Annotated in this window: 12 protein-coding genes; 7 read left to right on the top strand and 5 right to left on the bottom strand. The window is 59.6% G+C overall.

Features of this window, described 5'->3' with window-relative positions:
- Positions 1-346 precede the first annotated feature (346 nt).
- The 3 genes from C8D82_RS04690 to C8D82_RS04680 all read left to right on the top strand — a co-directional run bounded on the left by C8D82_RS04690 (position 347) and on the right by C8D82_RS04680 (position 11,469).
- Entirely contained in the window at positions 347-10,138 is a 9,792-nt protein-coding gene (locus tag C8D82_RS04690) for a beta strand repeat-containing protein (RefSeq protein WP_133245059.1), read from the top strand.
- Positions 10,139-10,357: 219 nt separating this feature from the next.
- Positions 10,358-11,215 (top strand): hypothetical protein, encoded by an 858-nt coding sequence (locus tag C8D82_RS04685; protein WP_116883112.1) that lies wholly within the window; start codon positions 10,358-10,360, stop codon positions 11,213-11,215.
- Positions 11,212-11,469 (top strand): PqqD family protein, encoded by a 258-nt coding sequence (locus C8D82_RS04680; protein ID WP_116883111.1) that lies wholly within the window; start codon positions 11,212-11,214, stop codon positions 11,467-11,469. The genes C8D82_RS04685 and C8D82_RS04680 overlap by 4 nt, the downstream gene beginning before the upstream one ends.
- 10 nt (positions 11,470-11,479) lie before the next feature.
- Here the strand turns inward: C8D82_RS04680 and C8D82_RS04675 are convergent, their stop codons facing one another.
- Genes C8D82_RS04675 through C8D82_RS04665 form a run of 3 tightly spaced genes read right to left on the bottom strand, consistent with a single transcriptional unit; the run spans position 11,480 to position 15,731 of the window.
- Positions 11,480-13,954, bottom strand: coding sequence for a beta-galactosidase (locus C8D82_RS04675; RefSeq protein ID WP_116883110.1), 2,475 nt, complete (start codon positions 13,952-13,954; stop codon positions 11,480-11,482).
- Between the two features lie 12 nt (positions 13,955-13,966).
- The gene (locus C8D82_RS21050; protein WP_165832828.1) at positions 13,967-14,668 is read right to left on the bottom strand and encodes a type II secretion system protein; all 702 of its coding nucleotides are present in this window, start codon (positions 14,666-14,668) and stop codon (positions 13,967-13,969) included.
- A gap of 25 nt (positions 14,669-14,693) precedes the next feature.
- Positions 14,694-15,731, bottom strand: coding sequence for a sialidase family protein (locus C8D82_RS04665; RefSeq protein ID WP_116883118.1), 1,038 nt, complete (start codon positions 15,729-15,731; stop codon positions 14,694-14,696).
- A gap of 165 nt (positions 15,732-15,896) precedes the next feature.
- On the opposite strand from C8D82_RS04665, the gene C8D82_RS04660 reads away from it, so the two are divergent.
- From C8D82_RS04660 to C8D82_RS04645, 4 genes are all read left to right on the top strand, one after another.
- Positions 15,897-16,754, top strand: coding sequence for a helix-turn-helix transcriptional regulator (locus C8D82_RS04660; RefSeq protein ID WP_116883109.1), 858 nt, complete (start codon positions 15,897-15,899; stop codon positions 16,752-16,754).
- 125 nt (positions 16,755-16,879) lie between these two features.
- Positions 16,880-17,929 (top strand): LacI family DNA-binding transcriptional regulator, encoded by a 1,050-nt coding sequence (locus tag C8D82_RS04655; protein ID WP_116883108.1) that lies wholly within the window; start codon positions 16,880-16,882, stop codon positions 17,927-17,929.
- A 42-nt stretch (positions 17,930-17,971) separates the two neighbouring features.
- The gene (locus C8D82_RS04650) at positions 17,972-18,697 is read left to right on the top strand and encodes a prepilin-type N-terminal cleavage/methylation domain-containing protein (RefSeq protein WP_116883107.1); all 726 of its coding nucleotides are present in this window, start codon (positions 17,972-17,974) and stop codon (positions 18,695-18,697) included.
- A 12-nt stretch (positions 18,698-18,709) separates the two neighbouring features.
- The gene (locus tag C8D82_RS04645) at positions 18,710-21,700 is read left to right on the top strand and encodes a 1,4-beta-xylanase (protein ID WP_116883106.1); all 2,991 of its coding nucleotides are present in this window, start codon (positions 18,710-18,712) and stop codon (positions 21,698-21,700) included.
- A gap of 14 nt (positions 21,701-21,714) precedes the next feature.
- Here the strand turns inward: C8D82_RS04645 and C8D82_RS04640 are convergent, their stop codons facing one another.
- Positions 21,715-23,106 (bottom strand): glycosyltransferase family 2 protein, encoded by a 1,392-nt coding sequence (locus C8D82_RS04640; protein ID WP_165832827.1) that lies wholly within the window; start codon positions 23,104-23,106, stop codon positions 21,715-21,717.
- A 179-nt stretch (positions 23,107-23,285) separates the two neighbouring features.
- Entirely contained in the window at positions 23,286-26,402 is a 3,117-nt protein-coding gene (locus C8D82_RS04635; protein ID WP_116883104.1) for an efflux RND transporter permease subunit, read from the bottom strand.
- Positions 26,403-26,409 lie beyond the last annotated feature (7 nt).

Genomic DNA, 26,409 nt, shown 5'->3' with positions numbered 1-26,409 from the left:
CATTCGTTATGTTGTATTCTCATGTAATATACTGCAACCCAAGAGGTTTGCCTCTGTTTTAACTTTAATTTTACCTGTTATTTCACGGATTTAGGTCTTCCGCGATGCGGTCAATGAAGGGAACAGTTTCCAAAGACAGACCGTAAAACTGACTGCCAATATCGATTTGAAAAATGAGGAGTGGACACCGATCGGTACTTCGAAAAATGCTTTTCGGGGGACTTTCGACGGTGATGGGAATACCGTCAGCAATCTTTATATCAATCAGCCTTCCCAAAGCGATGTCGGCTTTTTCGGTTTCACCAGAGACGGAGAGGTTAAAAACCTGATCATTGAAAATGCTGATGTGACAGGTTATCTTGATGTCGGCGCGGTTGCCGGAACTCCCTATACTTCAAAATATACCAATATTACGCTCACCGGCACGGTGAAAGTGGAGGGATTCGCCTATGTCGGCGGCATGTTCGGCAAAAACGCCTATGCCAACTTGACCGGCCTGACGATTGACGCCGTTGCCGGCAGTTATGTGAAGGCGGAATCCGAGAATTACAGGACTTATGTCGGCGGTGTCGTCGGCTTCATGGGGGAAGGCAACATCACCGTCAAAGATGTGACCTCCAACATCAACGTCAGCGGCTCCACCTGCGATGTCGGCGGTATTGCAGGTATCGCCCATTACGGCAACACTTTTATCAATGTGACCTGCTTTGCGCAGGAAGTCGTGCTGGTCAATGCGCTGGATGAGGGAGACCATCTGGAAGTCGGAGGAATTGCCGGAGTTTGGCATAATCAGGCCGGCAATACCGTTCAGATGATCAACTGCAAGGTTGAAAATACCGAGTTGAAATCTTCTCTGAATGGTGTGGAACAGGATGTTTCCGCCAATACCGTCACCGGCAAGGCATACAATGCGGAAAGCGAAACCTCCGGCTCGCTGCTGGTCGGCCAGAATGTCACGATTGACGATGCGACGGGCAAATATACCGGCGGAGAGTTCACCGTGAGCGGTCCCGATGCAGTGGATGTTCTGAATGGGAAACTGGCCGACGGCATGCAGGCTTATCCGGAGAGCGACGGTTCGCTGGTTGTGGATGAGGCGGGATATGTCGCTATCGTCGACGATGTCCGCTATAAAACGCTTGCCGAGGCGCTGGAAGCGGCGCAGGCGGGCGGAACCGTCACGCTGCTGGATGATGTGGCATTGGATGCGACTTTGGAAATCGCCAAGAATGTGACGCTGGAATTGGCGGGATTCACGGTTACCGGCAATGTCATTGTGCAGGGGGATGCCGATGTGACTTTCCGGGGCGGCGTGATGACCGCCGCTTCCGGCAATTCGGTGATTGATGTCAAAGGCAGCGCCGTTCTGAATCTCGACGGCATGACCGTGGATGGCGGGAATGCGCTCAATGTCCGCAGTTCCGTCCATGCGGTTGTGTACGAGTCCGTCGGCGGTCTGCATATCACCGGCTCCGAAATCCTCGGCGGCACGCTGAAGCATGATGAAAACTGCGGGAGTATCGGCTCGAACTCCGCGGCACATGCCGTTTATGCCTACGGCAGTTCCGGCGGCAGTATTTCCATTGAGAACTCCACGCTCAAGGGCGGCAACGGCAAAACCGATGCAACTTACACCGGGTATGTCAGCCAGTTGTTTGTCGGCGGCAACGTTGCGCTTCAATTGGGCGGAAACGCTGCTGTGGAGATCAAAAACACCACGATCCACGGAGGAGACAGCGACTGGTACAACGCGGCGGATGCGATCAATGTATCGAATACATTCGACGGAACGTTGAGCATCTCCGGCAGCTCGAAGATCAGCGGCGGAAATGCATTGAACGGCACCGGCCAGAACTGGGGCTACGGTGGACAGGGGATTTATACGCACCAGACCACCGGTTGCACGCAGATCGATATCAGGGATTCCGAAATTACCGGCGGCGACGGAGGCGGCAGTTGGGACGGCAGCGGTATTGAGCTGAATAAGAATGTTTCTACGAATATTGAAAATTCCACGATTGCTTCGGGACAGGGTGCTGCCGGCGGCAACGCGGGAAGCATTTCGATCAATTCCCGGGTATCGGAAGTCGATGTCACTTTGAAGGATGTCACGCTGAACGGCGACGGTAACGGCAATGACGTGATCAAAGGCGCGACCGACGGGATCAAAATCGCCGGAGAGATCACGATTGCCGGCGGTACGCTGGAAGATGTCACGTTCAGCGAAATCGAAACGGGTACTGTGATCAAAACCGCCGGTACCGGAGCGGTGGACGTTTCCAGTGTCACCGGCACAACTTCGGTTCCGGTTTTCAACGAGGCAACCGGCGAATATGAATTTGAGCCTGCCGCCGTGTCCGTGAACGGGAAAGCGTACAGGACGCTTGCCGAAGCTGTCGCAGCCGCTCAGGATGGCGATACCGTTACCGTGCTGGGGAATATTTCCGGCGAAACCGTGACTGTCGACAAGAATCTGACGATCGTCGGAACCAGGACGGGGGAAGAATATGTCGGCGTGCTGAATGATGTGATCATGAATGCCGGCGCAGGCGTTACGCTTTCCGTGAAGGATCTGAAGTTCGGCGGCAACAGCTACGTCAGCGCCGGCAGTGCTGCGGCGTTGAATGTCGAAGGTTGTTATGCTGACGTTACGCCTTCCAAGATAACCGGCAGGTCGGCCTTTATCGTGACCGGAACCAGTGAAGTCAGCACGGGGTTGCTGCTCACGGTCAAAAACAATACCATTATTGCGAGCAAGGGGGGCAATCAGGCCGGAGACGCATATGCAGCGGCGATTTTCGGTTGGAGCTACCTTGCGGACGGTTCGGAAATTTCCGGCAATACTTTCGGTTCCGAAACAGTTCCGTATAATTTCATCGCGGTCAAGACCATGAACGCGATGGCCGGCGCTGTGATCAAGGTTGGGAACAACACGATATACGGTTCGAACGCTTCATTCGATTTTTATGCGTTTGATTTCTTCCAGAATAACAGCCGCGCCAATGTCTATACCGTGCTGCTGGATGGAAATGCCGTGACCAATGCCAATGCGGGAACAAGCGAAAATTCCTTTGTTTTTGCCTGCGTCGAGGCCAATGCGGGTTCGTTTGGGCCCGGTCACGCGCAGGTGCTGATCACCGGAAGCAATACTCAGGATGGAAATGTCGTGGCGCTGGATCAGCTTGACCTGACGGAGGGGCAATACAGCTACGCCGGAACCAGCGTTACCCTTGACGCGGACGGTAAAATCACCGCCGGTGATTTCGCGGGCGATCTGGCGGCCGTTCTGCCGGCTTTGGCTGCGGATTTGTTTGTGACCAGCGACGGTGTCGTGCAGCCTATTGCGGCAGCCGATGTCAGTACGCTTTATGTAAACGGCGAATGGGCTGTCACGCCGGACACTGTGACGGGAACCATCCTTGACGATGGAAAATATTACGATATCAATGCATTTGTCAGTATGGAGGCAGCGACTGCTGCTCAGACGGAAGAAACGGAAATAATTTCAATTACTTCCGGAATCTATGACGGAAACGCAATACAGTTCGTCAAGGGGGTGGAGGTCGCTTCGGAGAGTGCTGTGTTTTCCAATGTCTGGAGTTTCGGCGTCAACAGCGATACCGGACGGGATTTCGACATGGAGACTGCGGAGAAATTCACGGTCACGGGAGACCTCACCGTCGGCCAGTTCTATGCGGAAAAGAACGCCAACGTCTATGTGAAGATCGACGGCAACCTGACCACGGTCGGCAGTTTCGGCGCAAAACTCGCGACGCAGGTGGATGTCAACGGTACTGTGACCGTGACGCCGCCGCAGAATGGAGCGGCTCAGGTGATGGTCTACGGTACGATGAATGTCACCGGCAAGTTGGAGTCCACCTCCGGTGCAATGGGTGCCGTGCTGCGAGTCGGAGACGCGTCTTATGAGACGGAGTACGGGAAAGGTGGCACACTGAATGTTTCCGGCTCGGATGCCTCCATAGTGTTGCGCAACACTACGGGAAGCGCGATCCCCGTCACGGTTTCCGCGTTCAGCTCGCTGACGATTGCTGACGGAGCAACTTTCATCAATGAAACCGGCGGTTTGAAAAATCTTGGAACGGTGACGGTGAATAACGGCACGTTGACGCTCAGTGAAGCATTTGAGAACAGCGGCACACTTAACTTTTCCAATACAACTACCGATTTCGGTACCGTTGCTAATGCGGATGGCGGTATGGTGAATTTCCTCGGCGGCAATGAGATTTCCGGAACCGTCCTCGGGGGCGGCGATGTAAATTTCAACGGTATTCTTTCTTTTGAAGAAGCGGCTGAGGGGGAACCGTCGGTTATCGCGCAGAAAAACGGCGCGGCTGTGACGCTGAAGGCCGGTAAGGACGTTCTGACAGGTAAAGTGGCGGCTGAAGACGTTAATGTCGGCGGTATGGCTTCCGGTATGGTGAGTGGTGTGGAACAACTGGTGTTGCAGGGAGGTTCGCTGGCATTGGAAGACCTGACGATCCACGCAGGCAGTTCCCTGACGATGGACCTGAACAGCAGTTTTGCGTTCTCCGGGACGGTGGCTGTCAATCAGGCCGGAGTCGTCGTGGATGGCACGACCGCCTATGTGTATGGCGCTGGATCATTTACGGTTGATGCTTCCGCGTTCACGACCGGCAGTTACAAGGTGATTGATTACACCGGTACGGCGGTTCAGGATTACTCGTTTGTATCGAATCTCGGCGAGTTGGAAAACAAATTGATCTTCAATAACGATTTGTACATTACCGACAAAAACGCCGAAATTCTCTACGTTTCCAACAGCTATACCGGGGATGCGGGCGATGTCACGGCCGACGGCAATATTCTCGGCTACAACGCCTTTGCAACAGCCAAAGAAGCGTTTTCTTCCGCCAACAGTTCGGGCGGTGCGACGATTGACCTTCAGGACGAAGTTTATACCTATGCCGCTCCGCAGGGGACGGGAGTGGAACTGACCAATGCCGGGACCTACACCGTCATAAACGGCAAGGGAGTGCTTCTGAACTATGAACTGGAAGTCAATCCGGATAAGGCGGACGGAGAATATCTGCTCAACGTGGAAGACGCCCATCTCACCCTGACCAAGCTCACGCTTCGTGCCAACGCCACTATGACGGTGACGGATTCCCGTATTGATTACAATGCCTTTGAGGGTGGCTCCGCCTATCTGTCGGTTTATACGAACAGCGTTCTGAATGTGAGCGGTTCCACCATCGGCTTCGATCCGAGACAGAGCAAAGTCAACGATCCGGCTGACCTGCCGGATGCGGGAACCGGCGCGGGAGCTTACTGGAACTGGGCTCCCACCTGGAATATTTATGGAACGGCCAATATTGAGGATTCCACGTTGTTTGCCTATGTCGGTCAGGCGAATCAGGCCGGTTTTGATGTTCGCGGCAACGGGACGGCAACGATTACCGGTTCTGAAGTCAGCCTTGCTCTTTTGAATGTCGGCACCTCGTATGAAGAAAACAAACTTGATCCGGCTGCCGATAAAAGCAATCTCCTTGCGACGCTGACTCTTGACGGTACGACGGTCAGGAATACGCAGTATCGCGGCGATTACACGACTCAAAACGGCATCAATGTCGGTCAGGAGGATGGTACTTCAGCCGGTAAACTTGTCATCAGGAATGGTTCCGATATTGACTTTACCGTCCTCACCTACAATGACGCTCGTGAAATCGGTCTTTCTGTCCGAAACGACAAGAGCAGTGTGGAAATCTCCGATTCCACTTTCAAGGCGCCCTCGATCACCAACAACGGGACAATTACCGTCAGTGGTTCTGAGTTGAAGGCTGATGAGGTCAAGAACGACGGCACGATTCTGGTTTCCGGTACTTCCGTGCTCAATATCAGCGCCTTGACCGGTGAGATCGTGTTGGTGGACGGTGCGACGCTGACGGATTCCTCCGTCGGCGGCACGGTCAGTGCCGAAGGCAATGTTTCCGTTGCCGGGACGACTTCGGTTGACAGACTGGTTCTGAAAGGCGTCCGGGGAGAAAACAGCGAACTCTCCATCGGAGCGGATGCGGTCGTCGCGGTCAAGCAGCTGGAAGTCGGCACGGGGTTGCAGAAACCGGATCTTGTTCCCGGCGACCCTGCTGCGCGCGAATACTTCTCAAAGGCGCAGATTGACGGTGCGCTTACGGTTGACCGGGCGAACCAGGCCGGCGCGATTTATATCCGGCCCTATGCGGAACTGGTTGTGACCGGTACGCTCAACGTCAAGGGGGAAGTTCACAACCGCGGTTCGCTGGTCGTTGACGGCGGCACGATGAACATCTCCGATTGGGAAACTCCGAAACTGCTCGGTTACACGACCGGCGACAGTCTGACCGTGACCAATCAGGGCAGCATGATTCTGACCGGAGTTTCTGCGGTGACATTCGGGGAAGCCCACGCTTCCAAGGCGGAAATGGGGGTGGAAGCGCAATATGCCGACGGTATGTTTGCCACGATCTCGGCCGGCGGTAAGTTCGAAGCGGATACTCTCGCTTTCCGGAATGACGATGATGTCACTCTGACGGTTACCGGCGAAGGCAGCAGCTTCAAGCTTTACAGTGCGAGCGGCAGAACCGTGACGGGAACGTACAATTACGCGGTGAATGAAGGCGCGATCATTGTCGCGGAGAAGGCTTCTTTCGATGTGAGCGGTCTTGCCAATGCCGAGTTCGTGAACTCCGGAAGCATCACGCTTTCGTCCGCTTCGGCGAAATTCGCGACGTTGACCAACAACGGAACGTTCACCGTTTCCGGCACCAGTACGCTGAATATCGGTTCCGTCAACGCTGCCTCCGGGGATGCACACCGGATTCAGATTGCCGCCGGCACCACTTTGAAAGATTCCGTGATCGGAGGGGATCTCCGGGTTCTCGGAGATCTGACCGTCGACGGCGAACTCGCTCTCGGCAACGGCGGCATCTGGTGCGGCTATGGCAGTACGCAGACCACGGCCACCATTTCCGGCGGGATGATTACGGCGAAATATGCCATGTTCCAATACGGCACCTATGTCATTTCGGCGGATATGACCCTTGATTACGGTTATCTCTCCTACGGCGGGACTTTTACCGTCAATTCGACGATCAAGGCTTCTGGCCAGTCCGGTGAACCTTTCTATGTCCGAGGGGACGTCACGCTTGCCGACGGCGGCAAACTTCTGATCGACAAGGCGCTGTGGCTCGACTATGAAGGCGCTGTCCTGACTGTCGCCGACGGAGCGGCGGTCGAGGCAGGAGGGCTCAAGCTCATCGCCGATACGTCCATGAACGTCAACGGCGGCAGTGTGAAAGTCGGCAATACCCTCGAAAACAACGGAACGTTCACCGTTTCCGGCGCCAGCACGCTGAATATCGGTAAGCTGACTGGAAATACGCTTCAGGTTGTGGCGGATACAACACTTACGGATTCCGTGATCGGCGGAAATGTCAGTGTCGGATTTAATGCGGAAAATGCAGCAGATACAACTTTGACGCTGGCGGGAGATACCTCCATCGGCACCCTGTATGTCGGCAAGGAAAACCGGACGAATGATTACAAGTTCGTTATTGCCGGTGAGGAGACCACGGTCAAACTCGGCTCGCTTTACTCGCGTACAGGGTCAACGATGACTATTTCCAATGGCGCGACGCTTGATATCTCTGATTACTGGCAGAGCAAAGGCATGGTAACGGTTGATGCTTCCACGATTAATCACAGTGGATACAACTTCTATGTCTACAACAATGACAGTACCGACACCGCTGCGATTGCATTGATGAATGGTGCGGTCTTGAACCACATCAACGCATATTCTTTGACGCTTGGCTCCACTACCGAGACGGTCTCCGGAGTTGCGAAGGGGAATGCTTCCGTCACCTTGGAAGGCGGCTCGACACTGAATGTCAACCGTTTGTATCTGAATGCAACGGGAACAGTTGAGGAGGTTGCAGGCGCAGAGGCGAAGACATCGCTTACGGCGGTGGATTCGACAGTTACCGCCCGCGGGGAAGTCGGTATCGGTGCAGGGGCAACCGTGAGCCTCGGCAACTCTGCGTTCACGGCGAATACGCTCATCAGCAGCGGCGCGATTGTGATGGATTCGTTGAGCACGATCACCTGTGCGGGAGCTTTCACCAGCACGGGGACGATCACCGCCAGAGTGGATGCGGCTCAGAGCGGCGTTTCTTTCGTCCAGAAGTTGATCAATGCTTCGACGCTGACCGTGAATGACAGTCTGACGGTCGAAGGCGGCAGGGAGGGCGCGCAGCTGGTCGCGACCGGCAACGCTTTGTGGCTGGATAACTCCGACAAGTCGACGATCCTGATCAATTCGGAGTATGCCGGTGAGGTCGGCAGCGCGATTGCGGGCCGCGACGGTTACTTCTTCGGCTTCAACGCGCTGACGGAATACAGCACTTCGATCGGTGCGGATTCGGCAGTGGAATTCACCGGCGGCTCCTACAGCTTCGCGGATGGTTTCTCATTCACGGGCCGTGAGTTCACCGTGAGCGGCGATACTTCGTTCGACAAGGTGACCGGCGGCGCCGTCGCCGTGACGGGCGGCACCCTTTCGATCGGCACGGTGGAACTGACCGCCGATGTCACGGCGCTGAGCGGCGCGCTGCTGGCTTTCTCCGGCAGCGGCATGGCCGATCTCGCGAACCTCGTGCTGACGGTTTCCGACACGACGGCGATGGCGAACCGCACGAAGTACGTTCTGGCGACCGGCGTGAAGGACGACAGCTTCGCGGTCACCCTGAACGGCGAGACCTACGAACTGAACGTCCGCAAGGACGGTCTGCTGGTCGGTGTCGAGAACGGCGAACTGTATGTGCAGAAGACGGATGACTGGTTCAACAAGGCGGGAGATTCGTCGCTGACGGTTCTTCCGGCGAACGGTTATGCGTTCGGCGGCTCGGATATGCACGAATCCGCCGTTATGTCTGTGGAACGCGACCTGAATGTCGCCACCAATGGGCAGAACGCGGGAGCGCGGGTGTACGGCGGCGGCCTGCTCCGCAATGACGCGCTGTTCTCGGGGACCCAGAAGTGTGAAGTGACCGTCACTGCCGGCGGCGTCGGCAAGGGCGTGATCGGCGGCAACCGGGTCGAATCCGGCTCCATCGGCGGCACCCTGACCAGCTCGGTCACGATCGATTCCGCCGACGGCACGTTCGGATTCATCGTCGGCGGCAATCAGCTGACCGGCGGCGAACTGAACGGCTTCGGAGGCACTTCGGTTACGATTCAGAACGGCACGTTCTCGATGTGGATCAGCGGCGGCTCGGTCGCCGGCGGCGATGCGGCCGCGCAGGTGATGGGCAATACGAATGTGACCATCACGGGCGGCACGTTCAACGGCACCGGCGTATTCGGCGGCGGCTTCGTGCAGGAGAACGGCACGCTGAACCAGGTGGGCAATACGAATGTGACTATTTCGGGCGGCACGTTCGCGGGCAACATCTACGGCGGCCACGGCGCCACCAACAAGGATGCCTCGCCGAACGGGGTGCTGTTCGGCAATACGAACATCACGATTTCGGGCGGTATTTTCAACGGCAACATCTACGGCGGCGGCTTCGACCAGAGCAAGGTTCAGGGGGACACGCACATCACCTTCACCGGTACGGCGGGGGCGGACTTCTCGGTCAACGGCATCATCGACGGCGATGCGTCCAATGCCCGCTACTGGAGCAAGGGCTCGTTCGTGACTGGCGACCGGTATCTGACGTTTGACGCATTCACCGGCGAATTCGGCGCGACGCTGATTACCAACATCGACCAGATGGAGGTGACCGGCGGTTCGGATGTGAACCTGAAGAACCAGCTCGACCTCTCGGAGGTTTCGCAGTGGGAGTTCGACTTCGGCAGCTCGCTGGAAGGATTCGCGCAGAACGATCTCGCCGGCGACACGCTGGTACTGAGCGGCTGGGAGGATCAGCTCGGCGATGAGGGCTGGACCGTGATGAGCGGTTCTTCCATCACCGGTTTCGGCGAGATGGAGGTCACCAACGGTTCCAATCTGATCTTCGCGTGGAATGCGGATGAGCAGTATTATCTCGGAAGCATCGGCGACGAGCAGTTCAAGCTGTCGATGGAAGACGGTGCGATGAAACTTGCCAAGTTGGCGTAATCATAAAAAGCAAAGGAAAATGAACGCGATGGAAAAGGATAAGTTCGAATACGAAACTCCGGCGCTGGAGCCGATGACGGAAAAGGTCACCGCCGTTCAGGGTGCTACCGGCGTGGACCCGGACCCGGAGCATCCGGGCATCGATTGACGCCGATATGAGAAGCAGGGCGGCCCGGTTCCGTTTTTCGCGGAGCCGCGCCGCTTTTTTTTGATGGGAAAATGATGAATCGGATTTTGGAACTGCCTCTGGATTTCTCCCGGCGCATTGCCGTGGGAGCCTCCGGCGAAGAAAATTGCGGATTGCTGGAGCTGCTGGCCGGAATGCTCCGGCTGGAGTGCCGCCCCGGAGAGGCGCGCGAAACTCCGGTGCTGCTCGATTCGGAACGGGAGAACTGCGTTCCGGTCACGCATTCATTCCGCTGGACGGACTGCCGGTTCGACGCAGGGAGGATTGTGCAGGCGTTTCGCGAACCGTGCCGGGAACAGGCCGCACGGGGCGCCGCCATGCGGCTGATGCTGAATTGCGGCTATGTGCTGGAGTTGCTGAAAGGACAGACGCCGTTCGCGCTGTTCCACGGGGCGCTGCTGGAGACGGCGGCGGGCGACGGCGTGCTGCTTTTCGGAACCAGTGAAGTCGGCAAAACCACGTCGCTGAACCGCTGGTTGGCCGAAGGCGGCAGGGGGACGGCGGATGACGAGGTGCTGGTGTTCCGGCAGGGGGAGGAGTTTTTCTGCCGTCCGCTGCCGACCTGGAGCCGGTGTATGCTTGAAGGATGGGACGCGCGGCAATATCCGGTTGCACAGGCGGTGCGGCTGCGGCGGCTGCTGTGGCTGACCCGCGGCGAACGGAAACAGGAGATTGTTCCCGCCGCTCCCGCCGCATGGCATACCCATTTGTTGTCGGCGCTGGTGCTGCATCTGTACGGGCCACTGCGGCTGTTTCCGGCACCGGTGAAGCGGCAGGCCGGTGAAATCAACTGGCGCTTCATCGAAGCACTGGACCGGAAGTTCGCGCCGCGCACGTTGAAGGCCCATTTGCAATATCCGCTGCATGAAACGTTGGAGATGGAACCGTGAAGCCGAAACTGACCGTGATGTTCCGGGAGGAGCCGGACCGCACCGGATTTCTGTTCGATATGGACAGCGGCGCTTCTGTGGTACTGAACCGGACCGGCTGCTTCCTGTGGAAGCTGCTGGAAGCGGGAACTCCGCCCGGAGAACTCCCCGGCAGGCTGGCGGAAGCCTGCGGCGGCGCATTGCCCCCCTCCGCCGCCGCCGAAACCGAAGCCTTCCTGAACAGCCTCCGGCAGGGCGGCTGGATCGGGGAGTAGGGCGGAACCGTCACCGCGCCTCCCGGCGCAGCAGCCGGAAATACATCCCCTTTTCCGGCAAAGTGAAACGGAATTCCGGGCCTCCGCCGAGCGGCTCGCCGGTTTCGGCGTCGGTCATCCGGGCTGCTTCCGGCAACGTGACGGTCAGCGTGCCTCCGTCGGAAGCCGGGACCCAGATGCCGAGGTAGGAGGCGTTGGCGTAGATGTAGGTTTCGTCGCGGCTGGCGTAGCGGTGCACTTTCGCCTGTTTCAGCACCGCTTTCCAGACTTCGGCGGGGGGGCGGGGACCGGACCAGTAGAACCGCCGTTCCCCGGCGGTCAGGCGGTTGACCGCATCCGCCGTGGTGACGGGCACACCGTAGAAGTCATTGGGAACGGTCAGCCGGTTTTCCGCCGACACCATACCGGCGCCGTACAGGAACAGGACGTGGCCGGGAAAGGCGGCCAGCGCTTCGCGGATGGCCGGATTCTGCCGGAACTGCGCCGGAAAGACGAGAAGCCGGTAGCCGCGCTTCACTGCCCGGCCGAGGTCGGAGCTGAGCCGGAAGTCGACCGGGACGCCGAGCCGTTCGATGTCGAAGGAGAGGGCGTCGCGCAGCTCCGCACCCCATTTGCCCGCGTGCAGCGACAGGTCGAACACGCTTTCTTCATCCAGGATGACCGCGACTTCGGCGACGGAGCGCAGGTCGCGGCCCGCCGCTTCGCGGTTGATCTTTTCCGTCGCGGCGGCAAACTCCCGGAAGCGGTCGAAGTGGTACCAGTTGTGCGCGAAGTCGTACCAGTAGCCGCCGACGCCCCAGGTCAGCACCCGCCCGAAATCCCGGCGGTACAGTGTCAGCGTCTGCTCTTCGGCCTGCGCGAATCTGAGGCCGGAATTGGCGTCCGCCTGATACCGCTTCGGATCGGCCAGATGGGTCGGCAGGTCCATCTCCGCGAGGAAGAGCTTGCCGTGCGCCTTGATCGATTCGAGCGGCATGCCGAGCGTGCTGCCGCGGTTGCGGTCGTTGTAGCTGTAGGGGCTGCACAGGGTGTCCACATAAGGGGAGTCCAGCAGCCGCCCGAGCGCGTAGTGTCCGGAGTCGAGCATGTGGTACGGAAAACCGGAGAGGTGGTGCGTGTAGTAGCCGTAAAACACTCCGTACAGCAGCCGGTTGCCGGAGGCCGCCTTGACCGCCCTGCCGAAGTGTTCGATCAGCGACACCGTGAATTCGCTGAAGAACCGGTAGAAGTCGCGGACGTTGCCGGTGTCGGCCGGATTCCGCAGGATGTCGCCAGCCTTGCCTGCCAGCCGTTCCTCACGGGTGGGAATCGCGACCGCGCCGAAACCGGAGAGGGCGGTGTGCCATGCGGCGTTCAGCCTGTCGATGGAACCGTAGCGCTGTTTCAGCCAGGTGCGGTAGGCGTCCAGCATCTGCGGCGAAAAGCCGGGGAATTTCTCCTGATGGTAGCCGAAGTTGTTCCATTCTCCGCAGTTGCCGTAGCCGACCCGGACCATGAAAATCCGGTCGGCGTAGGAGCCGGCCGAGAGCTTGCGCACCGCGGTATCGACGATCTTCGTATAGGCGGAGAGCCATGCTTTCGAGGCGTAGGAGGCGTGCGCCCACGGGCCGCCGAGCAGCGGGATTTCGGTGGAGCCGTCGTCGTAGACGATCGATTCGCCCGGGTTATGCTTCGCCCAGTCGCGCGGCATATAGAGCCACCAGCGCACGAAGATCAGTGCTTCCGGGTCCTGAGCGACGATCGAGGCGACCTGTGAGTTGAGGGTGCGCTCGAATGCCGCGTCGTCGAATTTGCCCTCCTTCCAGAGGCTCCACGGCTGGAATACGATTTCGTACAAATGGCGGCTGGCTTCGCCCAGCTCCCGGACGGTGCGCCGGGCGGTGCCCCAGTTCCAGCCGACATAGCCGAAGATGCCGGGGTAGAGGTTGCCGTTGAGCGCCAGCGTCGGCACGCCGGTCACGCCGTTTTCCGCCACCGCCGCCTCGGGGGGCTGCGGTTTCAGGCCGCGGTCGAAGCCGATCGCGGCGACGTCGTTCAGCGCCGGGAGCGGTTTGCCGTCGGAGCCGGTGAATTCCGCCTGCACCCGGACCGGGACGAGGTTGAATTTCGACTCGCTCTTCATCAGCCGGGCGATGTCGGCGTCGTCGAGGGTCAGAACCAGATTCCGGGCGAGCATCCGGTCCTTTCTGAGCTTCACCGGGACGGCGTCGCCGAGCGGCTGCGCGGAACCGTCCGGGAACAGCAGCCTGAACTTCACCGTCAGTTCGCCGTCGCCGTCCCGGTCGCTGGCGAGCAGCGCAAAGCCGGCGGCGTGGCGGGAGGCGCTCAGGATCGCGGAACTGTCGCCCAGTTCAAGGACCTTGTGTCTGCCGTGGCGGTGGGCGTAATTCATATTGAGATAGGTGTCCGGCTTCATCTCCAGCGTGGCGGCGGCGAGGGAGGACGCCGCGAGTACGGCGGTAAGGAATGATGCGGTCGTTTTCATATTGCGGATACCTCAGGGCCGGAAGGGCCAGTATTTTTTCCAGTTGGCGGAGTCGGTGGTCGAAAAATGGAACTGATGGTGGCGGAGGCTCTCGACGTGGCCGTCGAGCTGCAGCATATTCAGCGTGCCGCCGTGGCGGTAATCCTGGTTCAGGCGGGTGAGCTCGCGGGCATAGTAGTCCGAAGTGACCATCCGGCGTTCGTCGGTCCATTTGTCGGTCATGATGTCGCAGAAGGCGTAGGCGGTCGATGGAGATGAAATGCTGCTGAGCTTCCGGCGCGGATAGTTGCCCGGATTCAGGTCCTTGCCGCCGACTTCGAGCGTGTAGCCGTAGTTGTGACTCCAGTGAAGCGCGGTTCCGGAACTGACCGGCGGCGCGGCGGGGCAAAGTGTGATCTTGGCCTTGCGGTCCTGCGCGTCCTTGCCTTTGACGCGGTTCAGGTATTCATAGCCCCAGTTGCCCGCCTCGACGGCGTACCAGTGAATCCCGTTGCCGTCCCGCCCCCCGGACGAGGTTACCGCCGGCGTGTAGTCGTTGAAGTCGTTCATATAGGCGGCGACGCCCAGCCCGATCTGTTTCAGGTTGCCGGTGCAGGACGCCTTATATGCGGAAGCGCGCGCCTTGTTGAGAGCGGGCAGCAGCATACTCGCCAGAATCGCGATGATCGCTATCACGACCAGCAGCTCAATCAGGGTAAAATACCGTTTTTTCATTTCGTTTCTCCTTTCTTGCGATCCGTTACAGCAGGAACTCGTCCGGGAACATGCTGTAGCCGCGGATTTGTCCTTTGTCCATCGCGTCGTCCACGATGTAATTTACGATATAGAGTTCGCCGTCCGGGAACTGCACCCAGCCGGAATAACCGAGGTCGGATTTCGGGGAGCGGTCGAAGTCGACCGGCAGAATCCGGGCGGACGCCTCCTCGCGCTTTTCGCTCAGCACCGATTCGCGGTCGGTCAGCGCCGCGAAGAAGTTCTGGCACCACGAACCGAGCCAGCCCCGGCCTCCCTGCAGGAAGCGGTAGGTGATCATGATGCGCCCGTCCCGCAGGAAACCGGCGACCGGGCGGTGGCAGCCGGGCAGCGGAAAGTCGGTGATTTCGCCCCAGCTTTCGCCGTTGTCGCGCGACAGGACCTTTTTGCAGTCGTAACCGAGGCCGCTGTTTTCGCGCAGGAACGCGGCCAGCACGCCGCCGCCCAGCGGCAGGATCGAGGCCTCGCAGAGCTGGAACCGGTCCGATCTGGCGACGGTCACGTCGTCGCTCCAGGTTTTGCCGCTGTCGTCGCTGTAGCACAGGAACTGGGCCAGGTTGCCGCCGTCCTCGCGGTGGGCGGAGTAGATCCAGCGGCCGTTTTCAAGTTCGAGCAGCTTGTCCGGCACGATGCCGCGCAGCGGAACCGGGGCCGGGGCGCTCCAGCTTCGGCCGTTGTCGCTTGAGAAGTAGAGCAGATTGACCGCTTCACGGGTGCGGGATTCACCGTTGAGCGGCATCTTGTCGACCGAGACGGCGAGGCGGCCGTCGCGCAGCCGGGTGATCCGGGCGCAGTTATAGTAGTAGTCCCGGTTGCGGGTGCCTTCGGTCAGGGGGCGCTTCGGAGTCCAGGTGCGGCCCCGGTCGAAGGAGTCGGCCAGCATGATCCGGGTGTAATCGCGGTTGCCGTGGTGGGTGCATTCGCTGAAAACGCAGACCAGCCGGCCGTCGGCGGCGAGGGCGGCGTCGGGCCAGGCTTCGTAAAGTTCTGGATCGCGGCTGATGGAAAATTTTTCAATGCTCATGTTGAATTTCTCATTTGGTTCAATCATTGGTTGCTGTTCTAATTATACCGGAAAACGCCCGGAAAAGCAATGATAAAAATTGAATTGCAATAATACTTTTTTAACAGGATGGCTTGACAGCTCCCGGTTCCGGGGATATGTTGTCGCCAAAGGGAGGGACGAGCCTTGATTGCCAGTCTGGAACAGATGACGGAGTTTCTGGAGCGCGCCCGGCAACTGCCGGTGGAGCGGCTCTTTTTCGCCGAACCGCAGCCGGAACCGGAGACATGGATTCATCTGCACCCGTGTTTCCGCTTCATCCAGCCGATGACCGGCGAGAAGGAGGTCCGTTATGCGGCGGGAGGCCGGATCGGGACGCGGCTTTTCCATCCCGGCGAGGTGATCATCGGCCGTCCGGGGGCGTGGATCGACGAACTCTGGAATCACGGGCATGAGATGATTTCGGTGGTGTTTTTCGAGAAGTACGTGCGGGCGCTCTACATCGGCCACGACGGCCTGCGCCCTCCGCAGAAGGGGCCGGATGTCTTTTTCCACACCGTGCGCCCTGCCGATGCCGCGATGCACGCGACGATTCAGGCGCTGCTGGCCGCCGGGAGCGATTCGCGGGCGGCCCGCCTCAATTTGCGGGCGCTGCTGGAGATGGTGCTGGAATTGCTGTACCGGGAGCGCGAAACCTCCATCCCGGAGGAGGAACTGCTCTGGAACCGGGTCTTCGATTATCTGCAGTACACGTTCTGCAACGACATTTCGCGCGAAGATATCGCGGCGGGGGCCGGAATCCATCCGGCACGGCTTTCCCGGCTGGTCCGCAGCCGCACCGGGCTTGCCGTGCGCGAATACCTGAACCGGATGCGGCTTGAATACGCGGTGCAGCTGCTGCGGGAAAGCCGGTTGCCGGTCGAGGAGATCGCGGTGCAGTGCGGCTTCAACTATCCGAGCTACTTCATCCGGCTGTTTCGCCGCCGCTACCGGATTTCGCCGGGAGAGTTCCGGCGGCGGAAAGAAAACGGCTTCACCGGTTGAACGGAAACGGCCGGCCGGCGGTCTATCGTTATTTTTTTGATTTTTTCTTGTATCGCTATTGACTTTTTAATATCGATGTATCATAATTAATAATGTGACGGAAAAGATAACGGGAACGGACCATTATGAATAAATCGGAACAGCTTTATTGCGAACTCAAGGGCCAATTGGTGGCTCGCGCGCCGGGCAGCACTTTCCGGACGGTGCGGTCGATCATGGATGATTTCGACGTGAGCCAGGCGACGGTCAGCAGCGCGATCCAGCGGCTGACCGAGGAAGGATTGCTGCGCAAGAACGGGCGCCGGAGCATGGAGGTCACCGACGCGGTGCTCCGCTACCGCAAGGGTGCGAAACCGGTCTACTGCCTCGCGATTCCGCGCTGGCCGTCGGAATACTACAACATGGTCGAACTCTGCTTCATGGAACAGGCGGAACGGCTCGGCTACGAGCTGGAAATCGTCCATTACGACTGGAAGCAGCGGGTGCCGCGCGAGCTGGAGCTTCCCAAGCTGGACGGTCTGGTGGTGATCACCGGGGTTTCGGACATCACCGGAGATGACGTCAGCTTTCTTGACGCGCTGGATGTGCCTTACGTGATTTTCGGGCGTTTCCTGCCCGGTCTGGCGCTGCATTCGGTCAGCAACGACGAGGAGTACACCGGGGCGGTCGCCGCGCATCATCTGTTTGAACTCGGCCACCGCAAGCTGGCGGTGCTGCATTCCGAACCGGAGGGGGAGGGGATGACGGCGCGCACCAAAGGATTCCGCCAGTTCGCGGAATTGCACGGCTGTTCGGTGGAGGTGATCGAGTGTGGAGTAAGGGCTGGAGACGACGCGGTAAGAAAGAGTTATGAATTTATGAAAAAGCGCTTTTCGGAGAAAGTGCCGGAGTTTTCCGCGCTGTTCGTGCTGAGCGATTCGACGGCATTCGGCATCTATCAGGCCTGCCACGAGTGCGGAATCGCGATTCCGGGGCAACTGGGCGTGGTGACCTGCGGCGAGGCGTGGAACCTTGCCTACCGCGCTCCGGCGCTGACCTCGGTCGGGATCGACCATGCCCGGCTGGTGGAGGAGGCGGTCCGCATTCTGAAGAAAAATGTTCCCGGAAAGTTTGAACACGTGCAGGTGAAAGCCGAACTCACCGTGAGGGCTTCGACCGCGCCGGTCGCGTCCTGATCCGGTTCCGATATTGCAACCCTTAATTTTCAAGGAGGAAACATGAGAAAATTTACATTGATTGAATTGCTGGTGGTGATTGCAATCATCGCCATTCTGGCGGGAATGCTGTTGCCGGCGTTGAACCAGGCGCGGGAGAAAGCGAAGTCGGCGCAGTGCGTCAGCAACCTGAAACAGAGCATGACCGGCCAGCAGCTTTATGCGGACGACAACAAGGGGATGATGGTCTGCTACAGCCACGACCCCAAAGATACCCGCTACGGCTATTTCTGGGCGCGGCTGGCATGGGGCAGGGATGCGGACGGACGCAATACCATCAAGGAGGGCGGCGGCTATATCTCGCCGAAGGTGCTGATGTGTCCGTCATCGAAAAAGAACGGCGACTGGTACAGTACTTACGGCATGTTCAACGATAACTGTACCTGGTCTGAACCAAAGCCGCTGGCGGAGGAGATGGGATACTGCTTTTTCCGGCTTGACGCGGAGAACTCCAACAGTTACCTGCTTCCGGGCAGGATGAAAAAGCCGAGCAGCTTCTTCGTGTTTTCGGATTCGATCATTCCGAGCGGAGCCAATGCCGGGCTGGCCTGTTATGTGTTCCGGGCGCGTGAGGCGATGAACGGCGGCGGCATGTATGCGCAGCATGGCAGTCGCGCCAACGTCGGCCACGCCGACGGCCATGTCGCGTCGTACTCGGGGCCGGAGGCGAACAATTCACCGATGAAGGTGACCTATTTTGTGACTCCGAACCTCTCTCTGATGCCCTGACAGGAGAATAAGATGAAACTTCTGATCTGTGTCATGGTGGCCGCCGGGATATTGGGGAGCGCCTGCGCCGCTCCGCTTCAGAGCATCGAACTCTTTACGCCCGGAAAGGACCGGGCCCGGCTGCTGTTTCACCGGCGGGACAACTCGCTGATCTGCAGCGTTCCGGCCACGGGAGCCGGTATCTCGGTCAATCGGGCGGACGCGCCGGAGGCGGCGTACTTCGACTGTCAGGCGAATCCGGCGCGGGAGGTGCCGGAGTTCACCAAAGCGAATTTCCGGGGAAAGGTGTTCCTGCCGCCGGATCAGCCGGTCAGTTCGTTCAATCTGCGGCTGGCTGATGCCGACGGCGAAGTGTTCCAGTTCCGCGCGGCGTTGCCGAAGGGGGACGGGAAATGGCATGAAATCGTATTTCCGGTCGATGCCTCCCGGCCGGAGGCGGGACGTTGGGGCGGCGGGGAGAAAGCGGACGGCAAACTGACCATGCCGGTGAAGTTCCGGGGCGTGACCGGCGATTTCGGAGCGGCGGCGGGAACGTTCGGAATCGGGCGGGTGGTCTGCGACGTGCTCGACAGCAACGCTCCGGTCGCCCCGGAACTGCTGACCGGGAGCGGTTCGCCGATTCATGTATTGAAGGCGGGCGAGGAGGAAGAGCTGACGTTGCGTCTGCGCAATCCGCGTTCCCGCCGGCTGTCGGGAGTCCTGAAGTGGTCGCTTGCCGGCGTGCGCGGCGAACCGCTGGGAGAGGCGGCGGAGAGGATCAGCCTTGAACCGGGGCGGGAAAAGCGCCTGGTGTTGCCGCGCCCTGCCGTTTTCGGCGTTTACAAGCTGAATGTGGAGCTGACCGACGACGATCCGGCGGTACGCCCGTACCGGAAGGAGATGCGGTTCGCCTATCTGATTCCTGCCGGGCCGACGCCGGAGCGGAACGATGGATTTGTGTTCGGCGTCTGTTCGCATCCGCAGCGGCACGGTATTGAGGAACAGCGCAAAGAGGCGATGGCCGCCGGCTGGTGCGGCGCAAAGGCGCTGCGGGAGGATATTGAATGGTTTCGGGTGCAGCCTGCCGAGGGGCGCTGGGAGTTCGGCTCCTTCGACCGGGTGGTGGAGACCTTCGGGGAGTATGGAGTTGAGGTGATGCCGATCTTCGCCTACTGTACCGGCTGGGCCAGAGCGAAGGAGTGGAAGCCGCTGAAACCGGAGTTCTTCCACCGGGAGCGTCCCGATTACGGCCACTGGCGGAAGTTCGTCGGAACTTTCGCGGCCCGCTACCGGGACAAGGTGCGCTATGCCGAAGTCTGGAACGAGCCGGACCTCTACATGTTTGCGAACTTTCCGGAAAACGAGTACGTGCGGATGCTGGAAACCGCATACGATGAGCTGAAGCGGGTCGCTCCGGCGTGGCAGGTGCTCTGCGGCGGCTTCGCATGTCTGCCGGGACAGTCCGGCAAGGCGGGCAATCCGGCGGTGATGCCTGCGGTGATCCGGTCGGGAAAGTACGATATTTTCGCATTTCACGGCCACGGCCTGTTCGGAGGCTACCGCAACCAGATCGAACGGCTTCCTTCCTACGGCAACCGCAAGCCGTGGTTCGCGAACGAGACGGCGGTTTCATCGATGGTTCACGGCGAGGAGGTGCAGGCGCAGACGCTGTTCCGCAAGCTGATCTACTCGTGGGCGAAAGGGGCGGTCGGTTACAACTGGTACGACCTGCGCAACGACGGCTTCGACCCGGCCAACAATGAGCACAATTTCGGGATGCTGACCAACGATTTCCATCCGAAACCGGTCTATGCCGCCTACAATGCGCTGGCGAATCTCTACCGGGGAGGAAAATTCCTGCGTGAAGCCCGGCTCGGCAAGGACCTGCACGGCTACTGGTTCCGGGGACGTGACGGCGGGCTGCTGCTGGCGGCGTGGAGCGACACCGGGGACGAGCGGATTCTGCCGCTGGCCGTCGCCGGAATCACCGGCCGGGCCGAGACGGTCGACCTGTACGGCAACGCGAAACCGCTCCCGGTGGAGAACGGTGCCGCAACCTTTGAAATCGGGTCGGAACCGGCCACGTTGCGGGTGACCGGGCAGGCCGGCGAAATCAAGGTTGCCGGGGCGCTGGTCCGCCCTGTCGGAGAGCCGGAGATTGCGCCGGGCGGCGAAGCCGTGTTTGAATTTGAGCTGTACAACCCGGAACGCAAGGCGCGGGATTATCGCGTCCGGCTCGCGCCGCCTCCCGGCATTTCTTTGGAAACAAAACCGGAAACCTTCCGGCTTGCGCCCGGCGAAACCCGGAGGATCGGTTTTCCGGTCCGGGCGGAGGCGGGGTTCCGGTCGCTGCCCGGCAAGCAAAAGGAGCTGACGCTCTTTCTGGGGGCCCGGAGCTTCCGTTACCGGATCGGTTCGGTCACCCGGATTCCGGGGAAAGGATACCGCCCGGAGCCGGACTTCATGCTCGATGCCGCCGGACAGGTGCACGCACTGGTTCCCAATTCGCCGGAGACCGCCCGTCTGTTCTGGAAGGGGCCGCGGGATCTGTCGGCGAAGGTGTGGCTCGGTCGCGACGGTGATACGCTGCTGCTGAAGGCGGAAGTCGCGGACGACAGACACGCGCAACCTCATTCCGGCGAAGAAGTCTGGAAAGGGGACAATATCCAGTTCGCATTGGTATTGCCCGGCCAGAAAGGCAATTGGGAACTTGGCCTGACCCGGCTGGAATCCGGGAAGAGCGAAGTCCACGTATGGCATGCGCCGCAGACGTTCAGACCGGAAGCCGCCGCCGCGAAGATCGCGCTGGAAACCTCCCGCGATGAGAAGGCCGGGCTCACCGGTTACGAGGCGCGCATCCCGTTCGCCGCCGTCGGCCTGACGGAAGCTGTGGGACGCACGGGATTCCGGTTCAATCTGCTGGTCAACGACAATGACGGCTTCGGGCGCGAAAGTTTTATCGCACTCGCGCCCGGCCTCGGCGAAAGCAAGGATCCAAGTCGTTACCCGGTTGTGAAATTCTAGTCATATCGGAGATTTCAGATGGCGTGCTGATTGGTTGCAGGCTGTGAGGTGGCGGCGGAATGGCTGGTTTCGCGGCCGCGGGTCATCCATTTGGAGTTGCGGACGGAGACGAGACAGTAGGGCCCGATCCAGAAGAGAAAAACCAGTTTGAAGATGGCGAATGTGTAGGCGAAGATTGCTTCGCTGCCGCCGCGTCGGGTGCTGTAGATGAATGCCGGAATCGTGGACCAGGCGATCATGCCGAGAATGAGGCCCTGCAGAAACGCTTCGGGGGCGGCGCAGGCTGCCGCGAGGGTCAGCGGCAGCAGCAGGACCGGCAGAAAGAGCCACATGGTCTGCATCAGCAGATTGAACTGGATGCCGAGATGGAACCAGCTGAACTTCCGGAAAGCGAACCGGTACATCGAACAGGTTTCGCGGACGTCGCCCCGGCCCCAGCGCAACAGCATTTTGCAGGTGGTGCGGTAACTGGAGGGAATGATGGTGCGGGCGACCGCATTGCGCTGAAAGACGATCCGGTGGTCATCGGCGAGCAAAAAGGTGGCGAGGGCGCGGTCTTCGGCGATATGGGCCGGTTCTCCGAAGAATTTCTGGTCCACCCATTGGTCGAGAAACGGGAGCAGCGCGGCGCGGCGGTAGGCGCTGAGCGCTCCGGGAGTGCAGAATACGGAGCCGAGCACGCTTTGGGCGGAGCGCATGATCTCGAAGCCGAATACGAAGTTCACATCCATCATGCGCGGCAGAATGCCGTCCTGAAGGTTCAATACCCGGATGCTGCCCGCCACTCCGGCGATTTTGGAGTCGGCGAAGGGGGAGTTCAGGAGCCGCAGAGTGTCGGGTTCGACTACGGAATCGCTGTCCACGGTCACGATCACTTCAGCACGGGATTGCCGGATGCCGCGGTACAGGGCATGGCGCTTGCCGCCGTTCTTTTCCAGTTTGACGGGGGTGATGCGCCCTCCCGACCGGGCGGCTGCAAGCTTGATCCAGTACCAGGTGTCGTCGGCGCTGCCGTCGTCGATCGCCAGGATTTCAAGTTTGGCGGCGGGATAGTCGCTTGCGAGGACGCTGTCGAGTGCGTTCAGCACCGATTTTCCTTCGTTGTAGGCCGGGACGATCACGGTGCAGGTCGGCAATTCCCCGTCGGAGAGCGTCCGGCGGGGACGGTACCGCAGGCAGGCGAGAAACATCAGGAATCCATAATAGAAGATATTGATCCCGAGCACTCCCAGGCCGAACAGGGCGAAAAGCCGGATGGAATGGAACGCCTCGAAGCTTTCCAATGAAAAACGGGAAAAGGCGATGACGAGGACCAGCAGGACCAGGAACAGGGTGCTGTATTTGATCAGGGTAATCAGTTGTTGCTTTTCGGAATGGGAAAACCGCTTTTTCTGTTGCTCGTTCATGTCTCTCGGCGTCCTTGCACTAAACACTGTTTTGTTATAACCGGTGTTAATATACCGTCGGGAGATTGCTGTGATATTGCAGTCGCATTGCAATACGGCAATCCGGGGGCAGCTGGCCGGAACGACAAAAAAAGGAACCGGGAAATTCCGGTTCCTTTCGTTGTGGCGAGTGTTGGAAATCAGCAGTTCTTGCCGTGTTTCACCCATTCGCGGAAGCGCTGGAACAATGCGTACAGCGCCGGGATGAAGGTGATGCCGATGATCGTCGCCAGCAACATTCCCGAGAAGGTGGTGATGCCGATCGCACGGCGGCTGCCCGCGCCCGCGCCGGTGGCGATCACCATCGGGTACACGCCGATGATGAAGCTCCACGCGGTCATCAGCACGGCGCGGTACCGCTGCCGCAGGCCGTCCTGCGCGGCGTCGAAGATCGATTTGCCGGCTTCGCGCTCCTGCTTGGAGAATTCCACCATCAGGATCGCATTCTTACTGGAGAGCCCGACCAGCATGATCAAGCCGAGCTGGGCGTAGATGCTGAGCGAAATCCCCCAGGCCCAGACTCCGAGCAGGCCGCCGAGCAGCGCGAACATCACGCTGACCATCACCGGCATCGGAATCGACCAGCTTTCATACTGGGCGACCAGGAAGAGATAGCCGAACACCAGGGCCAGCGCCATCAGCCCGACGATCTTGCCTTCGTTGCCGCGCTCCTGATAGCTCATATCGGTCCAGCTGATGCGGTACTCTTTGGGCAGTTTTTCCTTGACCAGCTGCTCGATCTCCTTCATCAGCGCGCCGGAGCTGACGCCCGGAATTGACTGGGCGTTCACCGAGGCGGACATCGACTGGTTGAAACGCTGGATCTGGCGCGGGCCGACCATGTAGGAGACCTTGGCGATCGAACTCAGGGGAACCATCTTGCCGTTGTCGCTGCGGATCATGATCTGGCTGATGTCGGAGAGGCTGGAGCGCTCTTTGGCCTCCGACTGAATCTTCACCTGGAACGAGTTGCCGTAGATGTTGAAGTCGTTCACATACAAGCTCGCGAGTTTGCTCTGCAGCGTGGTGAAGATGCGGTTGATCGGGATGTTCATCGATTCGGCTTTGGCGCGGTCGATGTCCAGATAGAGCTGCGGCGTGCTCGCCTCGAAGGAGCTGAACGCATACATCACATGCGGCATCACCTGTTTGTTGTTCAGGTTGGCCAGCAGCCCGTTCAGGGTGCTCATCAGCTCCTGCGGCGTCTGGTTTCCGGTGGCCTGCAGCACGAAGCTGACGCCGCCGGTCACGCCGAGACCCATGATCGCGGGCGGCTGGAACACGTTGATTTTGGCCGAAGCGATATCGGCGGTCTCTTTCAGAATCCGCTGCTGGATCGCGGCGATCTGGGTGTCGGGAGTCTGGCGTTCATCCCACGGCTTCAGCGTCACAATGCCGAGGCCGACGTTTTCGCCGTTGCCGCCGATGAACGAGAAGCCGCTGACGATGATCATGTCCTTGACGCCGGGCAGGTTCTTGACCTTGTCGTAGAACTGCTTCATCGCCAGGTCGGTCCGGTGCAGCGTCGCACCCGGAGGAAGCTGCACGTCGACCATCAGCGCGCCCTTGTCCTCGGCGGGCAGGAATTCGCTCTGGGTTTTGTTGTAGCGCCAGTAGGTCGCGGCGAAGACCCCGCAGAAGATCAGGATCGTCAGGATCGCCCGCCGCACGAACAGCTTCGACACCGAAACATAGCCGTTACGGGTGAAGTTCAACACCTTGTTGAAGCCGATGAACAGCGGATTGCGGGTCTCCTGATGGGGGCGCAGCAGCAGCCGGCAGAGCGCCGGGCTGAGGGTCAGCGCGTTGACGGTCGAGATCACCAGCGAGATGCACATCGTCGCGGAGAACTGAAGATAGATGGTTCCGACCATTCCCCCGTAGAAACCGATCGGAGCGTAGATCGCGACGATCACGAGGGTGGTCGCGATGACCGCACCGGTGATCTGCTGCATGCTCTTTTCGACCGCTTGTTTGGGAGGCAGATGTTCCTCCTCGATGATGCGCATACAGTTTTCCACCACCACGATCGCGTCGTCCACCAGCGAACCGATCACCAGAATCAGCGCGAACATCGTCAGGGTGTTGATGGTGAAACCGAGCGGGATCAGGAACACGAACGTACCCATCAGCGATACCGGAATCGTGATGCTCGGGATCAGCGTCGCGCGCCAGTCCTGCAGGAACAAGTAGGTGATGCCGACCACGAGGAGCAGCGTGACGATCAGGGTCTCGACGATTTCTTCCATCGTGATGCGGATGTATTCGGTCGGGTCGTAGCCGATCGTATAACTGACGCCATCCGGGAAATACTGGGAAAGCTCCTCCAGCTTGGCGTTGGCGGCGTTGATCACGGAGAGTGCGTTGGCGTCGCTGTTGCGGTAGATGGCCAGAGCGACATTTTCCTTGCCGTTGTAGGTGCTGTTCGCGGCATAGGTTTCCGCGCCGAGTTCGATGCGGGCCACGTCGCGCAGCCGGGTCAACTGGCCCTTCTTGCCGACCTTGATGATGATGTCGCCGAATTCGTCGACGCTCTGCAGACGCCCGAGGGTGTTGACCTTGAGCTGGATGTAGTCGTTGCTGCTTTCCGCGCCGACGGTGCCGGCGGCGGCCTGGATGTTCTGGGTCTGGATCGCGGAGATGATCTCCTCCGGGGAGATGTTCAAACTGGACATACGCAGCGGATCGAGCCAGATGCGCATACTGTATGCGCGCTCGCCCATGATGCTCGCCTCGCTGATGCCGTTGATGCGGGCCAGCGCATCGCGGACGTTCAGCCGGATGTAGTTGGAAAGCTCCAGCTGCGACAGCGAAGTGCCGTCCGTCATGAAGGAGTACATCGCCAGAATGTCGCTGGAACGCTTCCGTACGGTCACGCCGAGCGCCTTCACCTCCTCCGGCAGCGACGGTTCGGCGCGCTGGACGGCGTTCTGCACGTTGACCTGCGCCATGTCGTCGTTGGTGCCGGATTCAAAGGTGATGGTCAGAGAGTAGTTGCCGGAATTGTCCGATGTCGAGGAGAAGTAGATCATATCCTCGACGCCGTTCACCTCCGCTTCGATGATCGCACCGACCGTTTCGGCGATCACCTGGGCGCTGGCGCCGGGATAGCTGGCGGAAACGTTGATGGTCGGCGGTGCGATTTCGGGATACTCCGCGATCGGCACCTGCGTCAGGCAGAGGACGCCGGCAAGCACCGTCACCACCGAGATTACGATCGACAGCTTGGGTCGATCAATGAATATTTGTGAAATCATATTGCTG

This window comes from Victivallis vadensis (assembly GCF_003096415.1).
Classification (GTDB): Bacteria; Verrucomicrobiota; Lentisphaeria; order Victivallales; family Victivallaceae; genus Victivallis; species Victivallis vadensis.
This window is presented reverse-complemented; position numbering and strand designations above follow the sequence as displayed.

Excerpts from the sequence above, each read along its gene's own strand:
- C8D82_RS04685 (WP_116883112.1), top strand. The coding sequence starts at position 10,358 with ATGATGAATCGGATTTTGGAACTGCCTCTGGATTTCTCCCGGCGCATT.
- C8D82_RS04675 (WP_116883110.1), bottom strand. The coding sequence starts at position 13,954 with ATGAAAACGACCGCATCATTCCTTACCGCCGTACTCGCGGCGTCCTCC.
- C8D82_RS21050 (WP_165832828.1), bottom strand. The coding sequence starts at position 14,668 with ATGAAAAAACGGTATTTTACCCTGATTGAGCTGCTGGTCGTGATAGCG.
- C8D82_RS04665 (WP_116883118.1), bottom strand. The coding sequence starts at position 15,731 with ATGAGCATTGAAAAATTTTCCATCAGCCGCGATCCAGAACTTTACGAA.
- C8D82_RS04655 (WP_116883108.1), top strand. The coding sequence starts at position 16,880 with ATGAATAAATCGGAACAGCTTTATTGCGAACTCAAGGGCCAATTGGTG.
- C8D82_RS04650 (WP_116883107.1), top strand. The coding sequence starts at position 17,972 with ATGAGAAAATTTACATTGATTGAATTGCTGGTGGTGATTGCAATCATC.
- C8D82_RS04645 (WP_116883106.1), top strand. The coding sequence starts at position 18,710 with ATGAAACTTCTGATCTGTGTCATGGTGGCCGCCGGGATATTGGGGAGC.
- C8D82_RS04640 (WP_165832827.1), bottom strand. The coding sequence starts at position 23,106 with ATGAACGAGCAACAGAAAAAGCGGTTTTCCCATTCCGAAAAGCAACAA.
- C8D82_RS04635 (WP_116883104.1), bottom strand. The coding sequence starts at position 26,402 with ATGATTTCACAAATATTCATTGATCGACCCAAGCTGTCGATCGTAATC.